Origin of the sequence: Micromonospora avicenniae (assembly GCF_900156065.1) — a bacterium.
Taxonomy (GTDB): domain Bacteria; phylum Actinomycetota; class Actinomycetes; order Mycobacteriales; family Micromonosporaceae; genus Micromonospora; species Micromonospora avicenniae.
Map to the genome: position 1 here is coordinate 1 of NZ_FTNF01000041.1, position 21,698 is coordinate 21,698.

Annotated in this window: 20 protein-coding genes and 1 tRNA gene; 17 read left to right on the forward strand and 4 right to left on the reverse strand. The window is 70.8% G+C overall.

What is annotated here, in order from left to right:
* The first annotated feature begins 144 nt into the window (after positions 1-144).
* Positions 145-1,947, forward strand: coding sequence for a methionine--tRNA ligase (gene metG / locus BXA10_RS29475; protein WP_076474131.1), 1,803 nt, complete (start codon positions 145-147; stop codon positions 1,945-1,947).
* A gap of 170 nt (positions 1,948-2,117) precedes the next feature.
* Here metG and BXA10_RS29480 read toward each other — a convergent pair whose 3' ends face one another.
* Positions 2,118-2,969 carry an alpha/beta fold hydrolase gene (locus BXA10_RS29480; protein ID WP_076474115.1) on the reverse strand — a complete coding sequence of 284 codons (852 nt, stop codon included), beginning with the start codon at positions 2,967-2,969 and terminating at the stop codon, positions 2,118-2,120.
* Positions 2,970-3,078: 109 nt separating this feature from the next.
* Entirely contained in the window at positions 3,079-4,326 is a 1,248-nt protein-coding gene (locus BXA10_RS29485; protein ID WP_076474116.1) for a hypothetical protein, read from the reverse strand.
* A 197-nt stretch (positions 4,327-4,523) separates the two neighbouring features.
* On the opposite strand from BXA10_RS29485, the gene BXA10_RS29490 reads away from it, so the two are divergent.
* From BXA10_RS29490 to BXA10_RS29515, 7 genes are all read left to right on the forward strand, one after another.
* Positions 4,524-5,432, forward strand: a complete 909-nt coding sequence (locus BXA10_RS29490; protein WP_139338233.1) for a TatD family hydrolase — start codon at positions 4,524-4,526, stop codon at positions 5,430-5,432.
* A gap of 76 nt (positions 5,433-5,508) precedes the next feature.
* The gene (rsmA, locus tag BXA10_RS29495) at positions 5,509-6,378 is read left to right on the forward strand and encodes a 16S rRNA (adenine(1518)-N(6)/adenine(1519)-N(6))-dimethyltransferase RsmA (protein ID WP_076474117.1); all 870 of its coding nucleotides are present in this window, start codon (positions 5,509-5,511) and stop codon (positions 6,376-6,378) included.
* 9 nt (positions 6,379-6,387) lie between these two features.
* On the forward strand, positions 6,388-6,561 hold the full coding sequence (locus tag BXA10_RS31220) for a Uma2 family endonuclease (protein ID WP_175649351.1): 174 nt from the start codon (positions 6,388-6,390) through the stop codon (positions 6,559-6,561).
* Positions 6,558-7,511 carry a 4-(cytidine 5'-diphospho)-2-C-methyl-D-erythritol kinase gene (locus BXA10_RS29500; protein ID WP_076474118.1) on the forward strand — a complete coding sequence of 318 codons (954 nt, stop codon included), beginning with the start codon at positions 6,558-6,560 and terminating at the stop codon, positions 7,509-7,511. The genes BXA10_RS31220 and BXA10_RS29500 overlap by 4 nt, the downstream gene beginning before the upstream one ends.
* A 122-nt stretch (positions 7,512-7,633) precedes the next feature.
* Positions 7,634-9,439, forward strand: coding sequence for an ABC-F family ATP-binding cassette domain-containing protein (locus BXA10_RS29505; RefSeq protein WP_076474119.1), 1,806 nt, complete (start codon positions 7,634-7,636; stop codon positions 9,437-9,439).
* A gap of 138 nt (positions 9,440-9,577) precedes the next feature.
* The gene (locus BXA10_RS29510; RefSeq protein ID WP_076474120.1) at positions 9,578-10,033 is read left to right on the forward strand and encodes a DUF4383 domain-containing protein; all 456 of its coding nucleotides are present in this window, start codon (positions 9,578-9,580) and stop codon (positions 10,031-10,033) included.
* A gap of 288 nt (positions 10,034-10,321) precedes the next feature.
* Positions 10,322-10,798, forward strand: a complete 477-nt coding sequence (locus BXA10_RS29515; protein ID WP_076474121.1) for a DUF4383 domain-containing protein — start codon at positions 10,322-10,324, stop codon at positions 10,796-10,798.
* Positions 10,799-10,829: 31 nt separating this feature from the next.
* On the opposite strand, the gene BXA10_RS29520 is transcribed toward BXA10_RS29515, so the two are convergent.
* Both BXA10_RS29520 and BXA10_RS29525 read right to left on the reverse strand, forming a co-directional pair.
* The gene (locus BXA10_RS29520; RefSeq protein ID WP_076474133.1) at positions 10,830-11,519 is read right to left on the reverse strand and encodes a TetR/AcrR family transcriptional regulator; all 690 of its coding nucleotides are present in this window, start codon (positions 11,517-11,519) and stop codon (positions 10,830-10,832) included.
* 226 nt (positions 11,520-11,745) lie between these two features.
* Positions 11,746-12,702: an acyl-CoA desaturase gene (locus BXA10_RS29525; RefSeq protein ID WP_076474122.1), complete on the reverse strand. Its 957-nt coding sequence runs from the start codon at positions 12,700-12,702 to the stop codon at positions 11,746-11,748.
* 133 nt (positions 12,703-12,835) lie between these two features.
* Here BXA10_RS29525 and BXA10_RS29530 point away from each other — a divergent pair, with 133 nt between their 5' ends.
* The 9 genes from BXA10_RS29530 to BXA10_RS29570 all read left to right on the forward strand — a co-directional run bounded on the left by BXA10_RS29530 (position 12,836) and on the right by BXA10_RS29570 (position 21,240).
* Positions 12,836-13,546 carry a helix-turn-helix domain-containing protein gene (locus BXA10_RS29530; protein ID WP_076474123.1) on the forward strand — a complete coding sequence of 237 codons (711 nt, stop codon included), beginning with the start codon at positions 12,836-12,838 and terminating at the stop codon, positions 13,544-13,546.
* Between the two features lie 42 nt (positions 13,547-13,588).
* Positions 13,589-13,659, forward strand: a tRNA-Gln gene (locus BXA10_RS29535).
* Positions 13,660-13,732: 73 nt separating this feature from the next.
* Positions 13,733-15,268 carry a bifunctional UDP-N-acetylglucosamine diphosphorylase/glucosamine-1-phosphate N-acetyltransferase GlmU gene (glmU, locus tag BXA10_RS29540; RefSeq protein WP_076474124.1) on the forward strand — a complete coding sequence of 512 codons (1,536 nt, stop codon included), beginning with the start codon at positions 13,733-13,735 and terminating at the stop codon, positions 15,266-15,268.
* A 59-nt stretch (positions 15,269-15,327) separates the two neighbouring features.
* On the forward strand, positions 15,328-16,308 hold the full coding sequence (locus tag BXA10_RS29545; RefSeq protein ID WP_076474125.1) for a ribose-phosphate diphosphokinase: 981 nt from the start codon (positions 15,328-15,330) through the stop codon (positions 16,306-16,308).
* A 299-nt stretch (positions 16,309-16,607) separates the two neighbouring features.
* Positions 16,608-17,306: a 50S ribosomal protein L25/general stress protein Ctc gene (locus tag BXA10_RS29550; protein WP_076474126.1), complete on the forward strand. Its 699-nt coding sequence runs from the start codon at positions 16,608-16,610 to the stop codon at positions 17,304-17,306.
* Positions 17,307-17,402: 96 nt separating this feature from the next.
* Positions 17,403-17,993 carry an aminoacyl-tRNA hydrolase gene (gene pth / locus BXA10_RS29555; protein WP_076474127.1) on the forward strand — a complete coding sequence of 197 codons (591 nt, stop codon included), beginning with the start codon at positions 17,403-17,405 and terminating at the stop codon, positions 17,991-17,993.
* 123 nt (positions 17,994-18,116) lie between these two features.
* Positions 18,117-18,947, forward strand: a complete 831-nt coding sequence (locus tag BXA10_RS29560) for an inositol monophosphatase family protein (RefSeq protein WP_076474128.1) — start codon at positions 18,117-18,119, stop codon at positions 18,945-18,947.
* Positions 18,948-19,021: 74 nt separating this feature from the next.
* Positions 19,022-19,930 carry a sulfate adenylyltransferase subunit CysD gene (gene cysD / locus BXA10_RS29565; protein WP_076474129.1) on the forward strand — a complete coding sequence of 303 codons (909 nt, stop codon included), beginning with the start codon at positions 19,022-19,024 and terminating at the stop codon, positions 19,928-19,930.
* Complete coding sequence (locus tag BXA10_RS29570) at positions 19,930-21,240, forward strand: sulfate adenylyltransferase subunit 1 (protein WP_076474130.1); 1,311 nt, start codon at positions 19,930-19,932, stop codon at positions 21,238-21,240. Before cysD ends, BXA10_RS29570 begins: the two co-directional genes overlap by 1 nt.
* Positions 21,241-21,698: the final 458 nt, after the last annotated feature.

Consider the following 21,698-nt stretch of genomic DNA (forward strand, 5'->3'; position numbering starts at 1 on the left):
ACACCCCCCGGATCATCCAAACGACAGGGGCAGAAAGTCATACCGGGCCAGGCGACCGAGGGTCCCCGGCTGGGGACGATCAAAAAGGTAACGGGGGTGTATTGATTCGCAGGTGACCGGTACGGGTCACTAGGCTTGCTGGTCATGAGTCACGTTCTCGCGGCGGTTGCCTGGCCGTACGCCAACGGCCCGCGCCACATCGGCCACGTTTCCGGTTTCGGCGTTCCCTCCGACGTCTTCAGCCGGTACATGCGGATGGCCGGTCACGACGTGCTCATGGTCTCCGGCACGGACGAGCACGGCACCCCGATCCAGGTGCAGGCCGACGCCGAGGGGGTCACCCCGCGCGAGCTGGCCGACCGCTACAACCGGGTGATCGTCGAGGACCTGCACGGCCTCGGCCTCTCGTACGACCTGTTCACCCGCACCACCACCGGCAACCACTACGCGGTGGTGCAGGAGCTGTTCGAGGGGATGTACCGCAACGGCTACATCGTGCCGAAGACCACGATGGGCGCGATCTCCCCGTCCACCGGCCGGACGCTGCCCGACCGCTACATCGAGGGCACCTGCCCGATCTGCGGCTACGACAGCGCCCGCGGCGACCAGTGCGACAACTGCGGCAACCAGCTCGACCCGATCGACCTGATCAACCCGAAGTCGAAAATCAACGGGGAGACGCCGGAGTTCGTCGAGACCGAGCACTTCTTCCTGGACCTGCCCGCCCTGGCGGACGTGCTCCGGCAGTGGCTGGACACCCGGGAGGGGTGGCGCCCCAACGTGCTGCGGTTCTCGAAGAACCTCCTGGACGACCTCCAGCCCCGTGCGATCACCCGGGACCTCGAATGGGGCGTGCCGATTCCGCTCGACGGCTGGCGGGACCGGTCCGACAAGCGGATCTACGTGTGGTTCGACGCGGTCATCGGCTACCTCTCCGCCTCCATCGAGTGGGCCCGCCGCTCCGGCGACCCGGAGGCGTGGCGCCGCTGGTGGTCCACCGACGGGGAGGGCAAGGACGCCCAGACGTACTACTTCATGGGCAAGGACAACATCGTCTTCCACTCGGTGATCTGGCCCGCGCTGCTCGCCGGCTACTCCGGCGAGGGGGCGCGCGACGGCGTGCCGGGCGAACTCGGGCGGCTCAACCTGCCGACCGAGGTGGTCTCCAGCGAGTACCTGACGATGGAGGGCCGCAAGTTCTCCTCGTCCCGGCGGGTCGTCATCTACGTCCGCGACTTCCTGGAGCGCTACGACGCCGACGCGCTGCGCTACTTCATCGCGGCCGCCGGCCCGGAGAGCAACGACACCGACTTCACCTGGGCGGAGTTCCTCCGCCGCAACAACGACGAGCTGGTCGCCGGATGGGGCAACCTGGTCAACCGCTCCATCTCGATGGCGGCGAAGAACTTCGGCGCGATCCCGCCGATCGACCCGGCCGGTCTCACCGAGGCCGACGAGGCGCTGCTCGCCACCGCCCGCGCCGGCTTCGCGGTAGTCGGTGACCTGATCGGCCGGCACCGGCAGAAGCAGGCGATCGGCGAGGCGATGAAGGTGGTCGCCGAGGCGAACAAGTACCTCTCCGAGCAGGCGCCGTGGAAGCTCAAGGACGAGGCCGACAAGCCGCGGATGGGCACCATCCTGCACGTCGCCCTCCAGGTGGTCAGCGACGCCAACACGCTGCTCACCCCGTTCCTGCCGCACTCCGCGCAGAAGGTGTACGAGCTGCTCGGCGGCACCGGTGTGCACGCGCCGATGCCGCAGATCGTGGAGGTGGAGGACCTCGACGGCGGGCCGGCGTACCCGGTGCTGACGGGGGACTACACGCAGGGCACGCGGTGGGAGTCCGTACCCCTGGAGGTCGGCCGGCCGCTCGCGACGCCGAAGCCGGTGTTCCGCAAGCTCGACCCGTCGATCGTCGACGAGGAGCTGGCCCGGCTCGGCGCCTGACGGGCCTAACGGGCCGGCGGCAGGCGGCTGCCGGACCGGCGACAGGCTGCTGGCGGGGTCCCGACCCGGCGGTGCGGCCCGGGGCATCCCCGGGCCGCACCTCATCCGACCGGCCGGAGAGCCGGTCGTGCCCGGCCCGCGCCCCGCACCAGGCGCGGCCGCGGACGGCATCAGGCGCGGCTCATCGCCGGCGCCCCGATGAAGTTCATGATCGCCTTGTTGACCTCGTCGGCGTTCGTCCACGGGATGCCGTGCGGGGCACCCTTCAGCGTGATCAGCTGGCTGCCGGCGAGCATCGCCTGCAACCGCTGGCCGGTCGCGGCGAACGGGAGCACGTTGTCCTTGTCGCCCTGCACGATCAGCACCGGTACGTCGATCTGCGGCAGGTCACCCCGGAAGTCGGTCAGCCAGGCGTCCACGCTGTCGTACGTGCCCTTGGCCGAGGCCCGTGCGCCGATCTCCCAGTGCGCCCGGTAGGCCTCCTCGCTGACCAGCTTCCCCTTGTTCTCGTTCCAGTTGAAGAAGTTGTTGCAGAACTGGGTGAGGAAGGCGAACCGGTCCTGGATGATCGCCTGCTGGAAGCCGTCGAAGAGGCTCTTGTCGACGCCCTCCGGGTTGTCCGCCGTCTTCAGAAGAAACGGCGCCAGCGGCGCCAACATGATCGCCTTGCTCACCCGCTGCGAGCCGTACGCGCCGAGGTAGCGGGTCACCTCGCCGGTGCCCATCGAGTGGCCGATCAGGATCACGTTGCGCAGATCCAGCTCGGACATCAGGACGTCGAGGTCGGCGCTGAAGGTGTTGTAGTCGTACCCGATGGTCGGCTGCGCCGAGTTGCCGAAACCACGCCGGTCGTAGGTGATGACCCGGTAGCCGGCGTTCAGCAGCGGCACGGCCTGCTTCTCCCAGGTCGCCCCGTTGAACGGGAAACCGTGGATCAGCACGACCGGCTGGCCGGCGCCGTGATCCTCGTAGTACAGGTCGATGGGCGCGGAGTTCTCCGTACCCACGGTGATGAACGGCATGCTCTTCTCCTGAAGTCGGGCTCGGTTCTCTCCTCGCCCGGCGCATTCCCGTCCGATCCCCCGATATGCCCGGTCCGGAACGGCGGGCGACGGCCCTCCGCCCGCCACCTCACAGCGCGTACGGGAAGTCGACCACCTGCGCGTCCGTCACCTCCGCCCCCGGCGCCCAGACCTCGTACACGCCCCGGTCGTGGCACTGTGCCCCGGTGAGCGCCACCGTGTCCGGGTCCGGCCGGCGCAGCCGAAGCCGAAGCCAATCCGCCTCCTCCCGCAGCACGACGCAGGGCACGCCCCGCCACTGCCCGATGCGCAGCCGGCGGGCCGCCGCCTCGACCGGATACCGGGCGGCCCGGGTCATCGCCAGCACCCGGAACCCACCCGGCAGGTCGGCGACCGCCTCGTACTCGGTTCCGCCGTACGCCCCGATGAGGTGGGTGGATCGGGGTGCCTCACCAACCGGCAGGTACTCCTGGTCGGGCGAGAGCCCCGGCACCGCGGCGAGCAGGTGCCGCCACTGCGGCCCGGCCATCCGCAGCCAACCCCGCTGCTCCGCCTGGTAGGTGTACAACACCACCTCGACCCCCTCGGCGGGGTAGGCGAGCAGGCTGGCGTTCGCCGGCATCGGCAGGTCGGCGAAGTCGCGGGTGACGAACTCGGGGATCAGCTGGCTGCTGCTGGGCACGAAACCGGTGCCGAGCACCGGAGGACCCAACCGGTCCCGGGGCGGTAGCGCGGTCAACCCCCGGTGCGCCGTACCCACCGGGACGTCGTAGTCGCCCGGGTCGGCCGCCCGCCAGCGCAACGCGTACGCCACGTCCACGCCGTCGCGGCCCACCTCGCCGTCGGTACGCAGCAGCATCGCCGTGGCCGGCGTACGCAGGTGCGCCACGTCGTGTTCCCGGTAGCAGAAGCCGTGCGGCAGCCACCCCCGCGCGTACCCGGCGAGTTGCCGGGCGGAGAGCATCTTCACCATCCGGGTACCCCGCCGGACCACCGCCGACCCGCGCACCGTGCTGAGCACCGGGTCACCGGCGGCGTCCGGCCGCTGACTGAGCTGGTGTACGTAGCCCCAGCCCCGTTCCCGGTGCGCCGGCATCATCAGCGGCGACTCCGGCTCCTCCGACGGCTCCGGCGCGCCATGCACCGCGGCCACCTCGGTGACGTGCACGAACCGGTGCCAGGGTAGGGCCGAACCGGGCCGGGGCGCCCACTCGAACCCGGGCACCTCGTCGGCGCTGAACAACTCGTACGCGGCACCCCGGGCGATCTCCTCCGCCGGGTACACGCCCCCGCCGTACGTGACCCGCAGCCCGGTACGTCCGTCGGCCTCGCCGCTGTTCTGCGGCGCGACGCTCATCGCGTCACCGTGCCGCGGTACCCGTGATCTGTCCGCTCGCGTCGCCGCCGCGCGTCGGCGCGAGCGCCACGCGGCTGTTCCCGGTGCTCCGCTGCGTTCCGCTCGCTCACCGGGCGACCGTAGAGTCGCCCTCGGTAATCGAGGTGAACAGCAGGTGGCGGGCGGGTGGACCAGCCCGGTGTGTGATCCTTTGGGTGATGAGCCAGCCAACCGAACAGCCGATCGACGCAGCCGAGTCCCGTCGCGCCCGTGCCGCCCGCCGCGCGGGTGAGTTCCCGCCCGCCCCGGAGCCCCTGCCCCGCCCGGTGCTCGACAGCCACACCCACCTGGACATAACGGTCAGCGAAGCCGGCGTCCCCGGTGGCGGTCCCTCCGACGACCCGGTCGGTACGGCCATCGACGTCGCCAGCAGGGTCGGGGTGGACCGCCTGGTACAGGTCGGAGTGGACGTTCCCTCGTCCCGCTGGGGGGTGGCGACCGCCCAGCGGTATCCGGCGGTGGTGGCCACCGTGGCGCTGCACCCCAACGACGCCCCCCGCCTGCCCGATCTGGACGAGGCGCTGCGCGAGATCGAGGCACTCGCCGCTGACGACCGGGTGCGGGGCGTCGGCGAGACCGGGATGGACTTCTTCCGCACCGGCGACGAGGGCCGTGCCGCCCAGGAGGAGAGCTTCCGGGCGCACATCGGCATCGCCAAGCGGTACGGCAAGGCGCTCGTCATCCACGACCGGGAGGCGCACTCCGAGGTACTGCGCATCCTCGACGACGAGGGCGCGCCGGACACCGTGGTGCTGCACTGCTTCTCCGGCGACGCCGCGTTCGCCGCCGAGTGCGTACGCCGTGGCTACCTGCTCAGCTTCGCCGGCACGGTCACCTTCGCCAGCGCCGTAGCGCTGCGCGAGGCCGCCGCGTCGACCCCGATCGACCAGATCCTGGTGGAGACCGACGCCCCGTACCTCACCCCCACGCCGCACCGCGGCCGCCCCAACGCGTCATACCTCATCCCGCTGACCGTCCGGGCGCTCGCCGCGTCCACCGGCGCCGACCTCGACGAACTCTGCGCTGCGATCTCGGCCACCGGCGACCGGGTCTTCGGCCCGTGGTGAGCTCTGTGGTGGACCGGTACCCGGCTGAGCCGGGCCGCTTCCGGACGGCCCGGCCGACCCGCCTACGCTGCTGGCCATGAGCGGTCTCCTCGGCCCGGCGGAGATCCGGGAGCTGGCCGCCCGGCTGGGTGTGGCCCCGACGAAGAAGCTCGGGCAGAACTTCGTGCACGATCCGAACACCGTGCGGCGGATCGTCACCGCCGCCGGGCTCGCGCCCGACGACGTGGCGCTGGAGGTCGGACCCGGGCTCGGCTCCCTCACCCTGGCCCTGCTCCCGGTCGCCGCGCACGTGCACGTCGTCGAGATCGACCCGGTGCTGGCCGGCGCGCTGCCCGAGACCGCCGCCCGGTACGCGGGCCCGCACGCCGCCCGGCTCACCGTGCACCACGCGGACGCGCTGCGCGTCACCGCCGCCGACCTCGGCGACCCGGCGCCCACCACGCTGGTGGCGAACCTGCCCTACAACGTCGCCGTGCCCGTGGTGCTGCATCTGCTCGCCGAGCTGCCCGGCCTGCGGCACGGCCTGGTGATGGTGCAGAAGGAGGTCGCCGACCGGTTGGTCGCCGGTCCCGGTTCCAAGGTGTACGGCATCCCGTCGGTCAAACTCGCCTGGTACGCCCGGGCCCGCGCCGCCGGCCGGGTCCCGCCCAACGTCTTCTGGCCCGTGCCGAACGTCGACTCCGGCCTGGTGGCCTTCACCCGTCGCGAACCTCCCCGCACCGACGTCGCCCGCGAAAAGGTCTTCGCCGTGGTCGACGCGGCGTTCGCCCAGCGGCGCAAGACACTGCGTGCCGCCCTCGCCGGCTGGGCCGGGGGCGCCGACCGTGCCGCCGCCGCGCTCACCGCCGCGGGCGTCGACCCCGGGTGGCGCGGCGAGGCGCTCACCGTCGAGCAGTTCGCCGCCATCGCCGCGTCGGCTCCGGCCGCCGCACCCGCCGGGCAGTAGGCTGGCGCCGTGCCCGCCGACGCCGGCCTCCCGCACCACCCGCGGATCGAGCAGGATCCGCTGCACGTGTACGCGTACGACCTGGTCGATGGCCGGTACGAGCCGGTCGTCGACGCTGCCGAGGAGCTGATCGTGGACAAGCCGTTCGACATCCGCCTGCGTGCGCGGGACCTCGCCCCGTGACCGAGGCCTGGCGACCGGACGACGAGGACGAGCAGCGGCGCGGGGCCAGCGGACCGGTGAAGGTGCGGGTGCCCGCGAAGGTCAACCTGCACCTCGGCGTGGGACCGCTGCGCCACGACGGCTACCACGAACTCAACACCGTCTACCACGCGATCTCCATCTACGATGAGCTGACGGCCCGCCGCGGCGACACCCTCACCCTCACCATGGAGGGAGAGGGCACCGGCGAACTGGCCCTGGACGACAGCAACCTGGTGATCCGGGCCGCCCACGCGCTCGCCGGATACGCCGGGGTGCTTCCGCACGCCAGGCTGCACCTGCGCAAGCAGATCCCGCTCGCCGGGGGCCTGGCCGGCGGCAGCGCCGACGCGGCGGCCACCCTCGTCGCCTGCGACGCGCTCTGGGGCACCGGGCTCTCCCGCGACGAACTGGCACGCATCGCCGCCGACCTCGGGTCGGACGTACCGTTCCTCATCCACGGCGGCACCGCCCTGGGCACCGGGCGCGGCGAGGCGGTCAGCCCGGTGCTGGCCCGCCCGACCTCCTGGCACTGGGTCGTCGCCATCGCCGACGGCGGCCTCTCCACCCCGGCCGCCTACCGTGAGCTGGACCGGCTGCGCGAGGCCGGCACCGCCGGCCAACCGCTCGGCAGCACCGACGCGCTGCTCGGCGCACTGCGCCAGCGGGACCCTCGGGTGCTCGCCGCCACGCTCGGCAACGACCTCCAGGACGCCGCCCTCGCGATGCGTCCCGCGCTCGCCGAGACGCTCAAGGCGGGCGAGGCGGCCGGCGCGCTGGCCGGCATCGTCTCCGGATCCGGACCGACCTGCGTCTTCCTCGCCGAGGACGGCAGGCACGCCGAGCGGATCGCCGCCGAACTGACCGCGGCCGCCGTGTGCCGCGAGGTCCGGGTGGCGCACGGCCCGGTGGCCGGCGCCCGCATCATCTGACGCCACCACCGCCCGCCGTCGCGTGGGCGGCGACCGCGCGATCGAGGGTGTCCGCGTACCCTTGAAGGCCAGGCGTCCCGTGCCTCGCCGGCACCGGACGCCTTGATCATGAAAGGTAGGTCGTGGCCAACATCCTCAACCTGGACCGGGTGTCCAAGGGCTACGGGGCCGCCGGGCAGCTGCTCACCGACGTCTCGCTCGGCCTCGACGACGCCGACCGGATCGGCGTGGTCGGGCTCAACGGCGCCGGCAAGTCGACGCTGCTCCGGCTGCTCACCCGCAGCGAGGAGCCGGACGACGGCCGCGTCACCCACCGCCGCGACCTGCGGGTCGCCTGGTTGCCACAGAACCTCACCCTCGCCCCCGACGCCACCGTCCGGGACGTCGTGCTCGGCACCGAGTGGCTCGACGAGAGCATGGGCGCCGAGCACGAGTGGGCCGGCGACGCCGGGGTGCGGGGCATCCTCGACGGCCTCGGCATGCCCCACCTCGGCCTCGACCAGCCGGTCGGCCCGATGTCCGGCGGTGAGCGCCGCCGGGTGGCGCTCGCCGCGCTGCTGGTCCGCGACTCCGACCTGCTGATCCTCGACGAGCCCACCAACCACCTCGACGTCGGCGGCGTCGACTGGCTGGCCCGGCACCTGCTCGGCCGCAAGGGTGCCCTCGTCGTCGTCACCCACGACCGCTGGTTCCTCGACGCCGTCTGCACCGCCACCTGGGAGGTCGCCGACCAGACCGTCCGGTCGTACGAGGGCGGCTTCGCCGCCTGGACCCTCGCCCGCGCCGAACGGGAACGGGTCGCGGCGGCCACCGAGGCCCGCCGGCAGAACCTGCTCCGCAAGGAGATCGCCTGGCTGCGCCGCGGCCCGCCCGCCCGAACCTCCAAGCCGCGGTTCCGGATCGACGCGGCCAACGCGCTGATCGCCGACGTCCCACCACCGCGCGACACCATGTCGCTGCAACGGCTCGCGACCGCCCGGCTCGGCAAGCAGGTGTACGACCTGGAGCAGGTCACCCTGCACGCCGGCCCCAAGGAGATCCTGCACGACCTCACCTGGCAGGTCGGCCCCGGCGACCGGGTGGCCATCCTGGGCGCCAACGGAGCCGGCAAGACCACCTTGCTGCGGATGCTCGCCGGTGTCACCCGCCCGGACGGCGGCCGGTTCGTCACGGGCTCCACCGTCCGGCCCGCCTTCCTCTCCCAGGAACTGGCCGAGCTGCCCGGGCAGCTGCGCGTGCTGGAGGCCGTCGAGGAGGTGGCCCGCCGGGTACAGCTCGGCGACCGGGAGATCTCCGCCGCCCAGCTCGCCGAGATCTTCGGCTTCGACGACCGACGGCTCTGGACACCGGTCAGCGACCTCTCCGGCGGCGAACGTCGCCGCCTGCAGATGCTCCGCCTGCTCGCCGGCGAGCCGAACGTGCTCCTCTTCGACGAGCCCACGAACGACCTGGACACCGACACCCTCGCCGGGCTGGAGGACCTGCTCGACTCGTGGCCGGGGACGCTGATCGTGGCCAGCCACGACCGCTACCTCATCGAGCGGGTCACCGACGTCGTGTACGGCATGTTCGGCGACGGCCGGCTGGTGCACCTGCCCGGCGGCGTGGACGAGTACCTGGCCCGGGCGGCCGGCCGACCCGGCTCCGCCCGTACCGAGGCCGTGCCCGCCGCCACGCCGGAGGCGCCGGCCCGCACCGGCCTCTCCGCCGCCGAGGTGCGGCAGGCGCGCAAGGAGCTCACCCGGCTGGAACGGCAGATCAGCAAGCTCGAGCAGCGTGAGGCGGCGCTGCTCGGCCAGCTGGCCGAGCACGCCACCGACTACGCGAAGGTCGCTGAACTGGACGGCCAGCTCAAGGACCTGCGGGCCGAACGGGAACGGACCGAGGAGTCCTGGCTGGCCCTGGCCGAGCAACTGCCCGCCGACTGACCAGCGACCTCGACCCGTCGGCGGTGGCGGCCGGCCAGTGGTCGCCACCGCAGGTGGGCCCCCGTGTGCCGAGTCACAATCCGGCGTGCGGGAGAATCGTCGCCGACCCTCACCCGAAACGGCGTTGGAGACTCAGACATGGCCCACACCCCCGTCAACCACCCCGCGCGGCCGATCTACCGGGCGATCGGCGGGCTGACCGGTCTGTACCTGGTGGTCTTCGGTGTGCTCGGCATCATCGCGACCGCCGGCAACGACGTCCTCGCCCAGGATGACACCCGGGTCCTCGGCCAGGGCACGAACCTCGTCTTCTCGCTGGTCAGCATCGTGTTCGGGATCATCGTGCTGGCCGGTACCGCGCTCGGCCGGAACATCGACGTGGTCATCAATCAGTGGGTGGCGTACGTCCTGATGGTCGTCGGCCTCGGCGGGCTCGCCTTCATCCGGACCGACGCGAACATCTTCAACTTCAACATCGGCACGGTCATCGTCCTCATGGTCGCCGGGATGGTGCTGCTGATGGTCGGCATGTACGGCAAGGTCGGCACCGACCAGGAGAAGGAGGCGTGGCAGAAGGCCCGCCTGGTGCTCTGATCTCTGGTTGCGCTTCTGGTCCTTGCGCTTCTGGTCCTTGCGCTTTTGGTTTCGCCGGAGCCCGACCCGCTCCGGGCGGTCAGGCTTGATCCCTCCGCGGGTCGGGCTCCGGCGAAACCCGTTCTGGTCCCGCTCCATCCGGTGCCTTCAGCCCGGAGGAGTGGGACATCTCTTTGTGGCTCGGTCCGAGCAGGTGCTCACGCTGAGCCGAGCGGTTCGCCGGACAGTGAGTGGCCCGGCGGGCGACAATCCTTCGAGAACCGGTCATCTCGGGCGGAGGAGAGGCTCATGGCGCATTTCCCGATGAACCATCCGGCGCGGCCGATCTACCGGGTTCTCTCCGGGCTCATCGGGCTCTACATCCTGATGTTCGGTGTGTGGGGAGTCGTGCTGACCGCCGGCGAGTCCCTCTTCGCACGCGAGAGCAACTGGGCCCTCGGTCTCCGCACCAACCTCGCGTTCTCCATCGCCTCGGTGATCTTCGGCGCCTTCCTGATCATCGGCGCCTCCCGCCGCACCAACCTCGGCCATTACATGAACCTGACCGCCGGCATCGTCTTCCTGGTCACCAGCATCCTCATGATGTCGCTGCTGCAGACCGAGGCGAACTTCCTGAACTTCTCGATGTCGACGGTGATCGTGTCGATGATCTTCGGTCTGGTGCTGCTCGGCACCGGCCTGTACGACAAGGTCGGCCCACCCGAGCTCGCCGAGGCGGAGCGACGCAGCCGGGACAAGCAGATCTCCGAGGCGAACACGCCCTGACCGGATGCGGTGCCGGACGGATCGGCCGCGCTCAGCGGTTGCGAGAGGAGATCAACGTCGGCTTCGCCTCCAGATGCGACAAGCCGTTCCAGGCGAGGTTCACCAGGTGCGCGGCGACCGTCTCCTTCCGCGGCTTGCGGACCTCCAGCCACCAGCGGCCGGTCAACGCGACCATGCCGACCAGCGCCTGCGAGTAGAGCTCGGCCAGCTTCGGGTCGTACCCCCGGCTCTTGTACTCGGCGCCCAGGATGTGCTCGACCTGATGGGCCACGTCGTTGAGCACACTGCTGAAGTTGCCCGTCGCCGCCATCAACGGCGACTCGCGGACCAGCACCCGGAACCCGCTCGTCTCCTCCTCGATGTAGCTGAGCAGCGCCATCGCCGCCTGCTCCAGCAACTCCCTCGGATGGCCGGCGGTCAACGCCGTGGTGATCCGGTCCAGCAGCGCGCGGACCTCCCGGTCCACCACGACCGCGTAGAGCCCCTCCTTGCCACCGAAGTGCTCGTACACCACCGGCTTCGAGACCTTCGCCCGAGCCGCCACCTCCTCCACCGAGGTCGCGTCGAAGCCGCGCTCGGCGAAGAGTTGCCGCCCGATCGAGATCAGCTGCTCCCGGCGCTGAGCCGCCGACATGCGCACCCGCGAAGAAGGCTTGCCGCCGGCTCCTGCCACCGGCCGTTGTCGATTGACGCCACTGTCGCTGCTTGACACATCCGCCATCTGGTCACCTCGCCGGCGCTCGGTGACGCCCTGCCGTGGGATGGTGCCTCCGCCGTAACCGCTCACTTCGCCGCCTCACTGACGTACGGCCGGAGGGCGCTCGCGCGCCGCCCGACCGTACCCGCCGTGTGCCCGGCCCCCCTGTCGCCGTGCCGCGCGGCATTCCCCCCGCTTCGTTCTGTCACCGGGCAATACTGCCAGGTAACGCGCGAGCTCAACTCCCGGATCATCCCGCCGACGGCGATACCAGCTTCGCTGCCAGGCGTTCCGGCTTCGGCCAGCGGACGTCGTACGCCGCGCCGAACTTCTCGAGGAACCAGATGACCCGGGCCGAGATGTCCAGCTGACCGCGCATGACGCCGTGCCGGGCGCAGGTCGGATCCGCGTGGTGCAGGTTGTGCCAGCTCTCGCCGAAGGAGAGGATCGCGAGCGGCCAGAAGTTCGCCGCCCGGTCGCCGTGCCGCATCGCGAAGGGGCGCTCGCCGTAGACGTGGCAGACCGAGTTGATCGCCCAGGTCACGTGGTGCAGCAGCGCGATGCGGACCAGCCCCGCCCAGAAGAGCGCGGTCAGCGCGCCCTGCCACGACCAGGTCAGCAGCCCGCCCATCAGCGCCGGACCCAGCACCGAGATGGTCACGATCAGCGGGAAGAGCTTGTCGACGCGCTTGATGTCGCTGTCGGCGACCAGATCTGGCGCGAACCGCTGCCGGTTGGACAGCTCCCGGTGGAACATCCAGCCGACGTGGGCGTGGAAGAGGCCGCGGGTCAGGCCCCAGACGCTCTCGCCGAACCGCCACGGCGAGTGCGGGTCGCCTTCGAGGTCGGAGAAGGCGTGGTGGCGGCGGTGGTCGGCCACCCACTGGATGATCTCGCCCTGCACCGCGAGAGAGCCGGAGACCGCCAGCGCCACGCGCAACCCGCGCCGCGCCTTGAACGAACCGTGGGTGAAGTAGCGGTGGTAGCCGACTGTCACACCGAGCCCGGAGAGCACGTACCAGAACGCGGCGATGCCGAGGTCGGTCCAGCTCAACCAGCCACCCCAGGCCATCGGCACCGCGGCGACCAGCGCCACGAAGGGGATCACCACGAACAGCCAGAGAGCGACGAGGATGCCGGGCGACTGCGTGCCCTGGGTAAGTGGCTTCGGTCCGGACGCTTTCGGTTCGAGCAGGGCGGTCGACATGGCACCTCGCAGGGGAGTAGGGGAAATCACAAGCTACGCCTACGTCACCGTAACTTACGGAACCGTAGATCGCACGGGGAAGCGGGGAAGTTCGCGAACCGCTTTCGTCGTACCGCCGGCGTAGCGTCGGCCCATGACCGATCCCCGGCACGAGGACGACCTGTACGCGCAGGCCGTGCACCTGCGATCCCAGGGCTGCTCGGTGCCCGCGATCGCGCAACGGCTGGGGGTGGCGAAGTCGACCGCCTACCGCTGGATCGGACACATACCCCTGCCTGACGACGAGGAGTCCCGAGCCCGGCGTCGGGCTCACTCGAAGGTGATGACCGACGCGCAGTGGGCGGGTCATCGAGCAGCGCGGGACGCGGCTCGGGCGGACACCGTCGCGGCGACCGCAGGCTGGGTGAAGCAACTTCGCTACCGCGAACTGGTCCTCGTCGGTGCGGCGATCTACTGGGCCGAGGGCACGAAGGCGAAGCCGTGGCGTCCCAACGACTGCCGGGTCAGGTTCGTCAACAGCGACCCCGCGCTGATCACGCTGTTTCTCCGCTTCGTGGCGGCGATGGGCGTGCCACGCGCGGACCTGCGGTTTCGGGTCAGCATCCACGAGACCGCCGACGTGCCGGAGGCCGTGCTCTGGTGGGCGGCTCTGGTCGGCGTATCGACGGAGGATTTCCAGCCCACAGTGCTCAAGCGGCATCGGCCGGCAACGAATCGGCGGAACACCGGCGACGGCTACCGAGGTCGCCTCGCCGTCGAGGTGGCCAGGTCGAGCCGGCTGTACTGGAAGATAGAAGGGATCATGAAAGGAATGGGCGATGGCGTGCCGCCGCCGGGACGCTAAGGTGTAGGGGTCGGCAGCTGCTTGCTTTGACTGTTTTGACCGTCCCGGGTCGTCTAATGGCAGGACGTCAGGTTTTGGTCCTGATTGTAGGGGTTCGAATCCTCTCCCGGGAGCTTCTGCTCGTCGGCCGTTGATGTCTGGTTAGCATGACCGCGGAAGTGTCGTCGTCCCGACGGGAGCCAGGTCGTGTCCCAGCCCCACCATCGCACCGTCGTCGTGCTCGCCGCCGGTGAGGGCAAGCGGATGAAATCGGCGCTGCCGAAAGTGCTGCACCCGCTGCTCGGTCGTACGCTGCTCGGCCACGTGTTGAGCGCGGCTGCGCCGCTCGGCGCGGACCGGACCGTAGTGGTGGTCGGGCACGGCGCCGACCAGGTCCGCGGGCACCTCGCCGAGATCGCGCCGGACGTCGTTCCGGTGCTCCAGGCCGAGCAGCTCGGCACCGGTCACGCGGTGCGGATCGCGCTGGAGGCCGTACCGGACGCCACCGGCACCGTCGTCGTGATCAACGGAGATGTGCCGCTGCTTCGTCCGGAGACGGTGAGCGCGCTGGTGCAGGCGCACGAGGGTGAGGGAGCCGCGGCCACGGTGCTCGCCGCCGAGGTGCCCGACCCCACCGGGCTGGGCCGGATCGTACGGTCCGCCGACGGCCGGCTGGAGCAGATCGTCGAGGAGCGGGACGCCACCGCGGCGCAGCGCGCGATCCGGGAGATCAACGCCGGCAGCTACGCGTTCGACGTGGTGCGGCTGCGGGACGCGCTGGGCAAGCTGTCGACGGACAACGACCAGGGCGAGGAGTACCTGACCGACGTCTTCGGTCTGCTCAACTCGGCGGGTGAGCCGGTGGCCGTGCACGTCGCGTCGGATCATACGGAGACGTTGGGCTGCAACGACCGGGTCGAGCTGGCGGGACTGCGCCGGCTGCTGCGTGACCGGATCAACGAGGGTTGGATGCGTACCGGGGTGAGCCTGCTCGACCCGGAGACCACCTGGATCGACGTGACAGTGGCGCTGGACCGGGACGCCGTGGTCGACCAGAACACGCAGTTGCGCGGTGCCACCGTGGTGGGCTCCGGCGCCGTGGTCGGCCCGGACGTGACGCTGATCGACACGGTGGTGGGCGAGGGAGCGACGGTGCTGCGCAGCCACGCGGTGGGCGCGGAGGTCGGCCCGGGCGCGAGCGTCGGTCCGTACGCGTACCTGCGCCCGGACGCGCGGCTGGCGGAGAAGTCGAAGGTCGGGACGTTCGTCGAGGTGAAGAACTCCGAGGTGGGGCCGGGCGCGAAGGTGCCGCACCTGTCGTACGTGGGTGACGCGACGATCGGGGCGAAGGCGAACATCGGCGCGGCGACGATCTTCGTGAACTACGACGGGGTGAACAAGAACCGGACGATCGTCGGTGAGGGGGCGTTCGTCGGCTGCGACACCAGCCTGATCGCGCCGGTCGAGGTGGGGGCCGGTGCGTACATCGCGGCGGGCAGTGCGATCAGCAAGGACGTGCCGCCGGGCGCGTTGGGTGTGACCCGGGCGCCGCAGCGCGAGATCGAGGGCTGGGTGGCCCGCAAGCGGCCCGGCACGGTGTCCGCGGCGGCGGCCGAGCGGGCGCTGCGTGCCGCGGAGGGTGCGTCGCCGGGAACCGCGGCGGCAAGCGAAGGTGAGGCAATCCACGGGGATGGCCGGGCCCTGGGCGGGGAATCACCCGAGGGAGATACTGCAACCGACTAGTCCCCGGCCCACCACCACCGCGCGCCGGGCACCACCGACCAACGGGAGCAGACGGGCCCATGGGCAGCATCGTCGCCGAAAACCGCAAGAGCCTGATGCTCTTCACCGGACGTGGCTTTCCGGAGCTGGCCAAGGAGATCGGGGAGGTGCTCGGCGTCGCGCCGACGCCTACCGATGCGTACGATTTCGCCAACGGCGAGATCTTCGTGCGGTACAGGGATTCGGTGCGTGGTTCGGACGCCTTCGTGGTGCAGTCCGTCACGCACGGTGTGAACACCTGGGTCATGGAGACCCTGATCATGATCGACGCGTTGAAGCGCGGTTCGGCCAAGCGGATCACCGTCGTCCTGCCGTTTTATCCGTACTCGCGGCAGGACAAGAAGCACCGGGGTCGGGAGCCGATCTCGGCCCGGCTCATCGCCGACCTGCTGAAGACCGCGGGCGCGAACCGGATCCTCACCGTGGATCTGCACACCGCGCAGATCCAGGGTTTCTTCGACGGGCCGGTCGATCACCTCTTCGCCATGGACGTGCTGGCCGAGTACGTCGAGCGCCAGTACGCGGGCCGGCCGCTGACGGTGGTCGCGCCGGACTCGGGCCGGGTGCGAGTGGCCGAGCGCTGGACGGACCGGCTGGGTGGGTGCCCGCTGGCGTTCATCCACAAGACCCGCGATCCGTTGAAGCCGAACCAGGTGGTGGCGAACCGGGTCGTCGGTGACGTCGAAGGTCGCGTCTGCCTGATCGTGGACGACATGATCGACACGGGTGGCACGATCTGCCGCGCGGCGGACATCCTGAAGGAGTCCGGTGCCGCCGACGTGATCGTCGCGTCGACCCACGCGTTGCTCAGCGACCCGGCGACGGAGCGCTTGAAGAACAGCCCGATCAGCGAGGTCGTGGTGACCAACACGCTGCCGTTGCCGCCGGAGAAGCAGCTCGACAAGATTGCCGTGCTGTCGATCGCTCCGTTGCTCGCCCGGGCGATCCGCGAGGTCTTCGACGACGGTTCGGTGACCACGCTCTTCGGCGGCCTGAGCTAGGCCGCTGTCGCCTGTCCGGCGGCCGTCGTGGGCGGCCGCCGGTGACGGCGGAGTTGGCCTGCGAGTCGACGCCGGCGGTGATATGGGGACTGGCGGAGAGCCGGGAATTCTCTCGGGTAGACTGGTGCGGTTGCCACGGCGAGGGTGCCCGGCGGGCCGCTGAGGAAGCACCGCACGGAGGCACCGTCATCGACGCGGTGCTCCGGGCAGTCGTTCATGACGCATGAGCCCCAGCGAGCCCCTCGCCCCAGCACCGCCAGACGACAAGCCGCCGCAGCGAAAGCATCAGGAGTTTCCCCGTGTCCGAGGTAAAGATCAGCGCCGAGCCCCGTACCGAGTTCGGCAAGGGTGGTGCCCGTCGTACCCGCCGGGCCGGCAAGGTGCCCGCCGTGCTGTACGGCCACGGCGAGAAGCCGAAGCACATCGCGCTGCCGTCCCGTGAGTTCGCGGCCGCGATCCGCAAGGGTGGTGCGAACCAGCTGTTCGCCATCGAGGTGAGCGATGGCACCCAGGTGCTGGCGCTGCCGAAGGCGATCCAGCGTGACCCGATCAAGGACACCTTCGAGCACGTCGACCTGCTGCTGGTCCGGCGGGGCGAGAAGGTCACCGTCGAGGTCCCGGTCGAGCTGACCGGCGAGGCCGCGAAGGACACGCTGATCGTGCACGACCACGACACCCTGTCGGTGACCGCCGACGCCACCCGGGTGCCGGATCACCTGGAGGCGTCGATCGAGGGTGCCGAGGCCGGTGTGCAGGTCACCGCGGCCGACGTGACGCTGCCGGCGGGTGTCGAGCTGGCCGCCGACCCGGAGCTGCCGGTCGCCACGGTGACCGCCGCCCCGACGGCGGAGCAGCTCGAGGCGACGCTGCCCGAGGTCGAGGAGGCCACCGAGGAGGCCGAGGCCGAGGTCGGCGAGGTCACCGAGTCCTCCGAGGGTGCCGACGCGGCTCCGGCTGCCGAGGGCGAGGAGAACGCCGAGGCGCGTACCGAGGCCTGATCCGGTCGGTTCAAACGTGCGACAGGCGTCCCCGCGTTCGGGGGCGCCTGTCGGCGTATCGGGGTCCGGTCGAGTGGCACGTGGGAAGGGTGGGTCGTGACGGACGAGGCGGGGCCGTGGCTGGTGGTCGGCCTGGGCAACCCGGGCCGGGAGTACGCCGGCAACCGGCACAACGTCGGTTTCATGGTGGCGGATCTGCTCGCGCAGCGGGTGGGTGCGAAGTTCGGCCGGCACCGGCGGGCCGTGGCGGAGGTCGCGGAGGGCCGGCTGGGTTTCGGCGGTCCCCGGCTGGTGCTGGTGAAGCCGTTGACCTACATGAACCTGTCCGGCGGGCCGGTGGCCGCGCTGTCGCAGTTCTACAAGGTGGTGCCGGGGCAGGTCGTCGCGGTGCACGACGAGCTGGACATCGGCTACGGGCAGCTGCGGGTGAAGGTCGGCGGTGGCGAGGGCGGCCACAACGGGTTGCGCTCGATGACGAAGTCGCTGGGCACGAAGGACTACGTGCGGGTCCGGTTCGGCATCGGGCGGCCGCCGGGGCGGCAGGACCCGGCCGACTTCGTACTGTCGGATTTCAGCGCGGTCGAGCGTAAGGAGCTCGAGTTCCTGGTCGATCGGGCCGCTGACGTGGTGGAGTCGGTCATGACCCGTGGCGTGGAGCCGACGCAGAACCTCTACCACGGCGCCTGACGCGGGCGGGGCGTACCCGTTCGGGGGCCGCGGGCCGGTAGTCTGCGCCTTTCGATGTGTGGCGACCGGCGGCGCGGGTCGCACGGGACGAACCGGGCCGTGGCGAGGCGACGGGAGCGGACCATGGGCACTCCTCCGACGATCGACGGGGCGTTCGCCAGGTGGCTGGTGGCCCGGGCGGGTCAGGCGCTGTTGGGGTTGCGCGCGGAGCTGGGTTTCGCCGACCCGGGCGGGTTGAAGTCGGCGGGGGACAAGGTCTCGCACGATCTGATCCGCACCGAGTTGGCGAAGTGGCGTCCGGGTGACGCGGTGCTCTCCGAGGAGGACGAGGGTTCCCGGTTGGCCTGGGCGGCGGAGATGGACCCCGAGGGGGTTTCCCGGCGGACGGCGGACCGGGTGTGGATCGTCGACCCGCTGGACGGCACGCGTGAGTTCGCCGAGGAGGGCCGGTCCGACTGGGCGGTGCACGTGGCGCTCTGGTCGCGTGGGGCGCCGAGCCCGCACGGGCTGGTCGCCGGCGCGGTCGGGTTGCCCGGGCAGCAGCGGGTGCTGGCCACGGACTATCCGCCGGCGTACCCGCCGATGGCGCTGGAGGCGGCGGCGGCCGGTAGCCGGATGATCCGGTTGGCGGCGAGCCGGAGTCGCCCGCCGGTGTTCCTCACCGACCTGGCCGACGACGTGGGCGCGCACCTCGTACCGATGGGTTCGGCCGGTGCGAAGATCGCCGCGGTGGTGACCGGTGAGGTGGACGCGTACATCCACGCGGGTGGCCAGTACGAGTGGGATTCGGCGGCGCCGGTGGCCGTGGCGACGGCCACCGGACTACACGCTTCCCGGATCGACGGTTCGGCGCTGAAGTACAACGAGGCGGACCCACGCCTGCCCGACCTGCTGGTCTGCCGTCGGGATCTCGCCCCTCGGTTGCTAGCGGCGCTGCGGAGGCATTCCGGGTAGCCTGTGCCCAGTTCTTGACTTCCCCGACCGGAAAGGTCTGGAATTCGGATGAGCGAGCGAATCGAGCCCGGGCCATGAGCGCCCCCGCCTACCAGGTCTCGCACCTCGACGCGTTGGAAGCGGAGAGCATCTTCGTTATGCGCGAGGTGGTCGCCGAGATGGAGCGACCGGTGCTGCTCTTCTCCGGCGGCAAGGATTCGATCGTCATGCTGCGGTTGGCGCAGAAGGCGTTCGCCCCGGCGAACGTGCCCTTCCCCGTGATGCACGTGGATACCGGGCACAACTTCCCGGAGGTCCTGGAGTACCGCGACCGGCAGGTGGCGGAGATCGGCCTGCACCTGGTGGTGGCGAGCGTGCCGGACGCGTTGGCGCGCGGTCTGGTCCGCGAGTCTCCCGACGGGATGCGCAACCGGATCCAGACCCCGGTCCTGCTGGAGGCGGTGGAGGAGCACCGCTTCGACGCGCTCTTCGGCGGTGCTCGGCGCGACGAGGAGAAGGCCCGCGCGAAGGAACGGGTGTTCAGCTTCCGCGACGAGTTCGGCCAGTGGGATCCGAAGAACCAGCGTCCGGAGCTGTGGGCGCTCTACAACGGCCGGCACCACCCGGGCGAGTCGATCCGGGTCTTCCCGCTGTCCAACTGGACCGAGCTGGACGTGTGGCACTACATCGCCCGGGAGCGGATCGCGCTCCCGTCGATCTACTACGCGCACGAGCGCGAGGTGATCGAGCGCGACGGGATGCTCTACGCCGTCAACGAGTTCATCCGCCCGCGGGCGGGCGAGGAGCTGTTCAAGGAGCGGGTGCGTTACCGCACGGTGGGCGACGCGTCCTGCACGGCGGCGGTGCGCTCGGACGCGGACACGGTGGAGAAGGTCATCGAGGAGGTGGCGGCGACCCGGATCACCGAGCGCGGCGCCACCCGGGGTGACGACCGGGTCAGCGAGGCCGCCATGGAGGACCGCAAGCGGGAGGGCTACTTCTGATGACCGTCGAGACCGCCGTGTCTACCGGCGCGGACGCCGAGTCCACCACTCGTCGCATGGACCTGCTGCGCTTCGCCACCGCGGGCAGCGTGGACGACGGCAAGTCGACGCTGATCGGCCGGCTGCTCTACGACACGAAGTCGCTCTTCACCGACCAACTGGCCGCGGTGGAGGCGGTCAGTGCGGCGCGCGGCGACGAGTACACGAACCTGGCGCTGCTCACCGACGGTCTGCGGGCCGAGCGGGAGCAGGGCATCACCATCGACGTGGCGTACCGGTACTTCGCCACGCCGCGGCGCAAGTTCATCATCGCCGACACCCCGGGGCACATCCAGTACACCCGGAACATGGTCACCGGGGCGTCCACCGCGGACCTGGCGCTGATCCTGGTCGACGCCCGTAAGGGCCTGGTCGAACAGTCCCGCCGGCACGCCTTCCTCTGCTCCCTGCTGCGGGTGCCGCATCTGGTGCTCTGCGTCAACAAGATGGACCTGGTCGACTTCTCCCAGGACGTCTTCGAGCGGATCGCCGACGAGTTCACCGCGTTCGCCGCGAAGCTCGACGTGCCCGACCTGACGGTGGTGCCGGTCTCCGCGCTGAAGGGCGACAACATCGCCAGCCGGTCGCCGAACATGCCCTGGTACGAGGGCCCGGCGCTGCTGCACCACCTGGAGCGGGTGCACATCGCCAGCGACCGCAACCTGGTCGACGTGCGGTTCCCGGTGCAGTACGTCATCCGTCCGCAGTCGACGACCGTCACCGACTACCGCGGTTACGCCGGCCAGGTCGCCTCGGGTGTGCTCAAGGCGGGTGACGAGGTGATGGTGCTGCCGTCGGGTTTCACCAGCCGGATCGCGTCGGTGGAGACCGCCGACGGGCCGGTCGCGGAGGCGTTTCCGCCGATGTCGGTCACCGTACGGTTGACCGACGAGATCGACATCTCCCGAGGCGACATGATCTGCCGCCCGAACAACGCCCCGGCGGTGGCGCAGGACATCGAGGCGATGGTCTGCTGGATGGACGAGAGCCGCCCGTTGCAGGTCGGCGGCAAGTACGCGATCAAGCACACCACCCGGTCGGCCCGGGCGATCGTGCGGGGTCTGCACTACCGGCTCGACATCAACTCGCTGCACCGGGACGAGTCGGTGGGTGAACTGCGGCTCAACGAGATCGGTCGGGTCCGGCTGCGTACGACGGTGCCGCTGCTGGCCGACGAGTACCGCCGCAACCGCACCACCGGCGGGTTCGTCATCATCGACGAGACGACCAACCGTACGGTCGGTGCCGGCATGATCGTCGAGGCGGGCTGAGGTGTTGAGGGGCTGAGGCGCGTCGAGGGAGCCGACCCCGGCGGGTGCGGGCAGGAGCCTCGATCTGCCGGGCCGGGGCCAGTGCCTGCTCGAACTGCGGCCGCATCCGGACCTGGGTGCCGATCTTTCGGAGAACACCTTGTCTCGCGGGTTGCCGTGCACGGTGAGTGCGTCCAGTTGCGACTGCAACTCTTGCGTCAGCGTGCTGCACCTCGCGTACCCGATTCAGATGTCCGCGGTGGGTGTCTGGGGCAAGCGGCGCCGGTGGCGGTGAGCGGCACAGGACTGATCCAAGGTCATGACACCGGTTCCAGTAACCCCCACGATGTAGCCGAATGGCGCCGGGCCCGCGAACGTCCGGACATGGCTCCCCTCTGTGTCAAGACACCGCCGGGAGGAGGGTTCTATCCTGGGTCTCGGCGGGTCCGGGAAGTGACTTCTCCGAAGAGCCGGCTGGG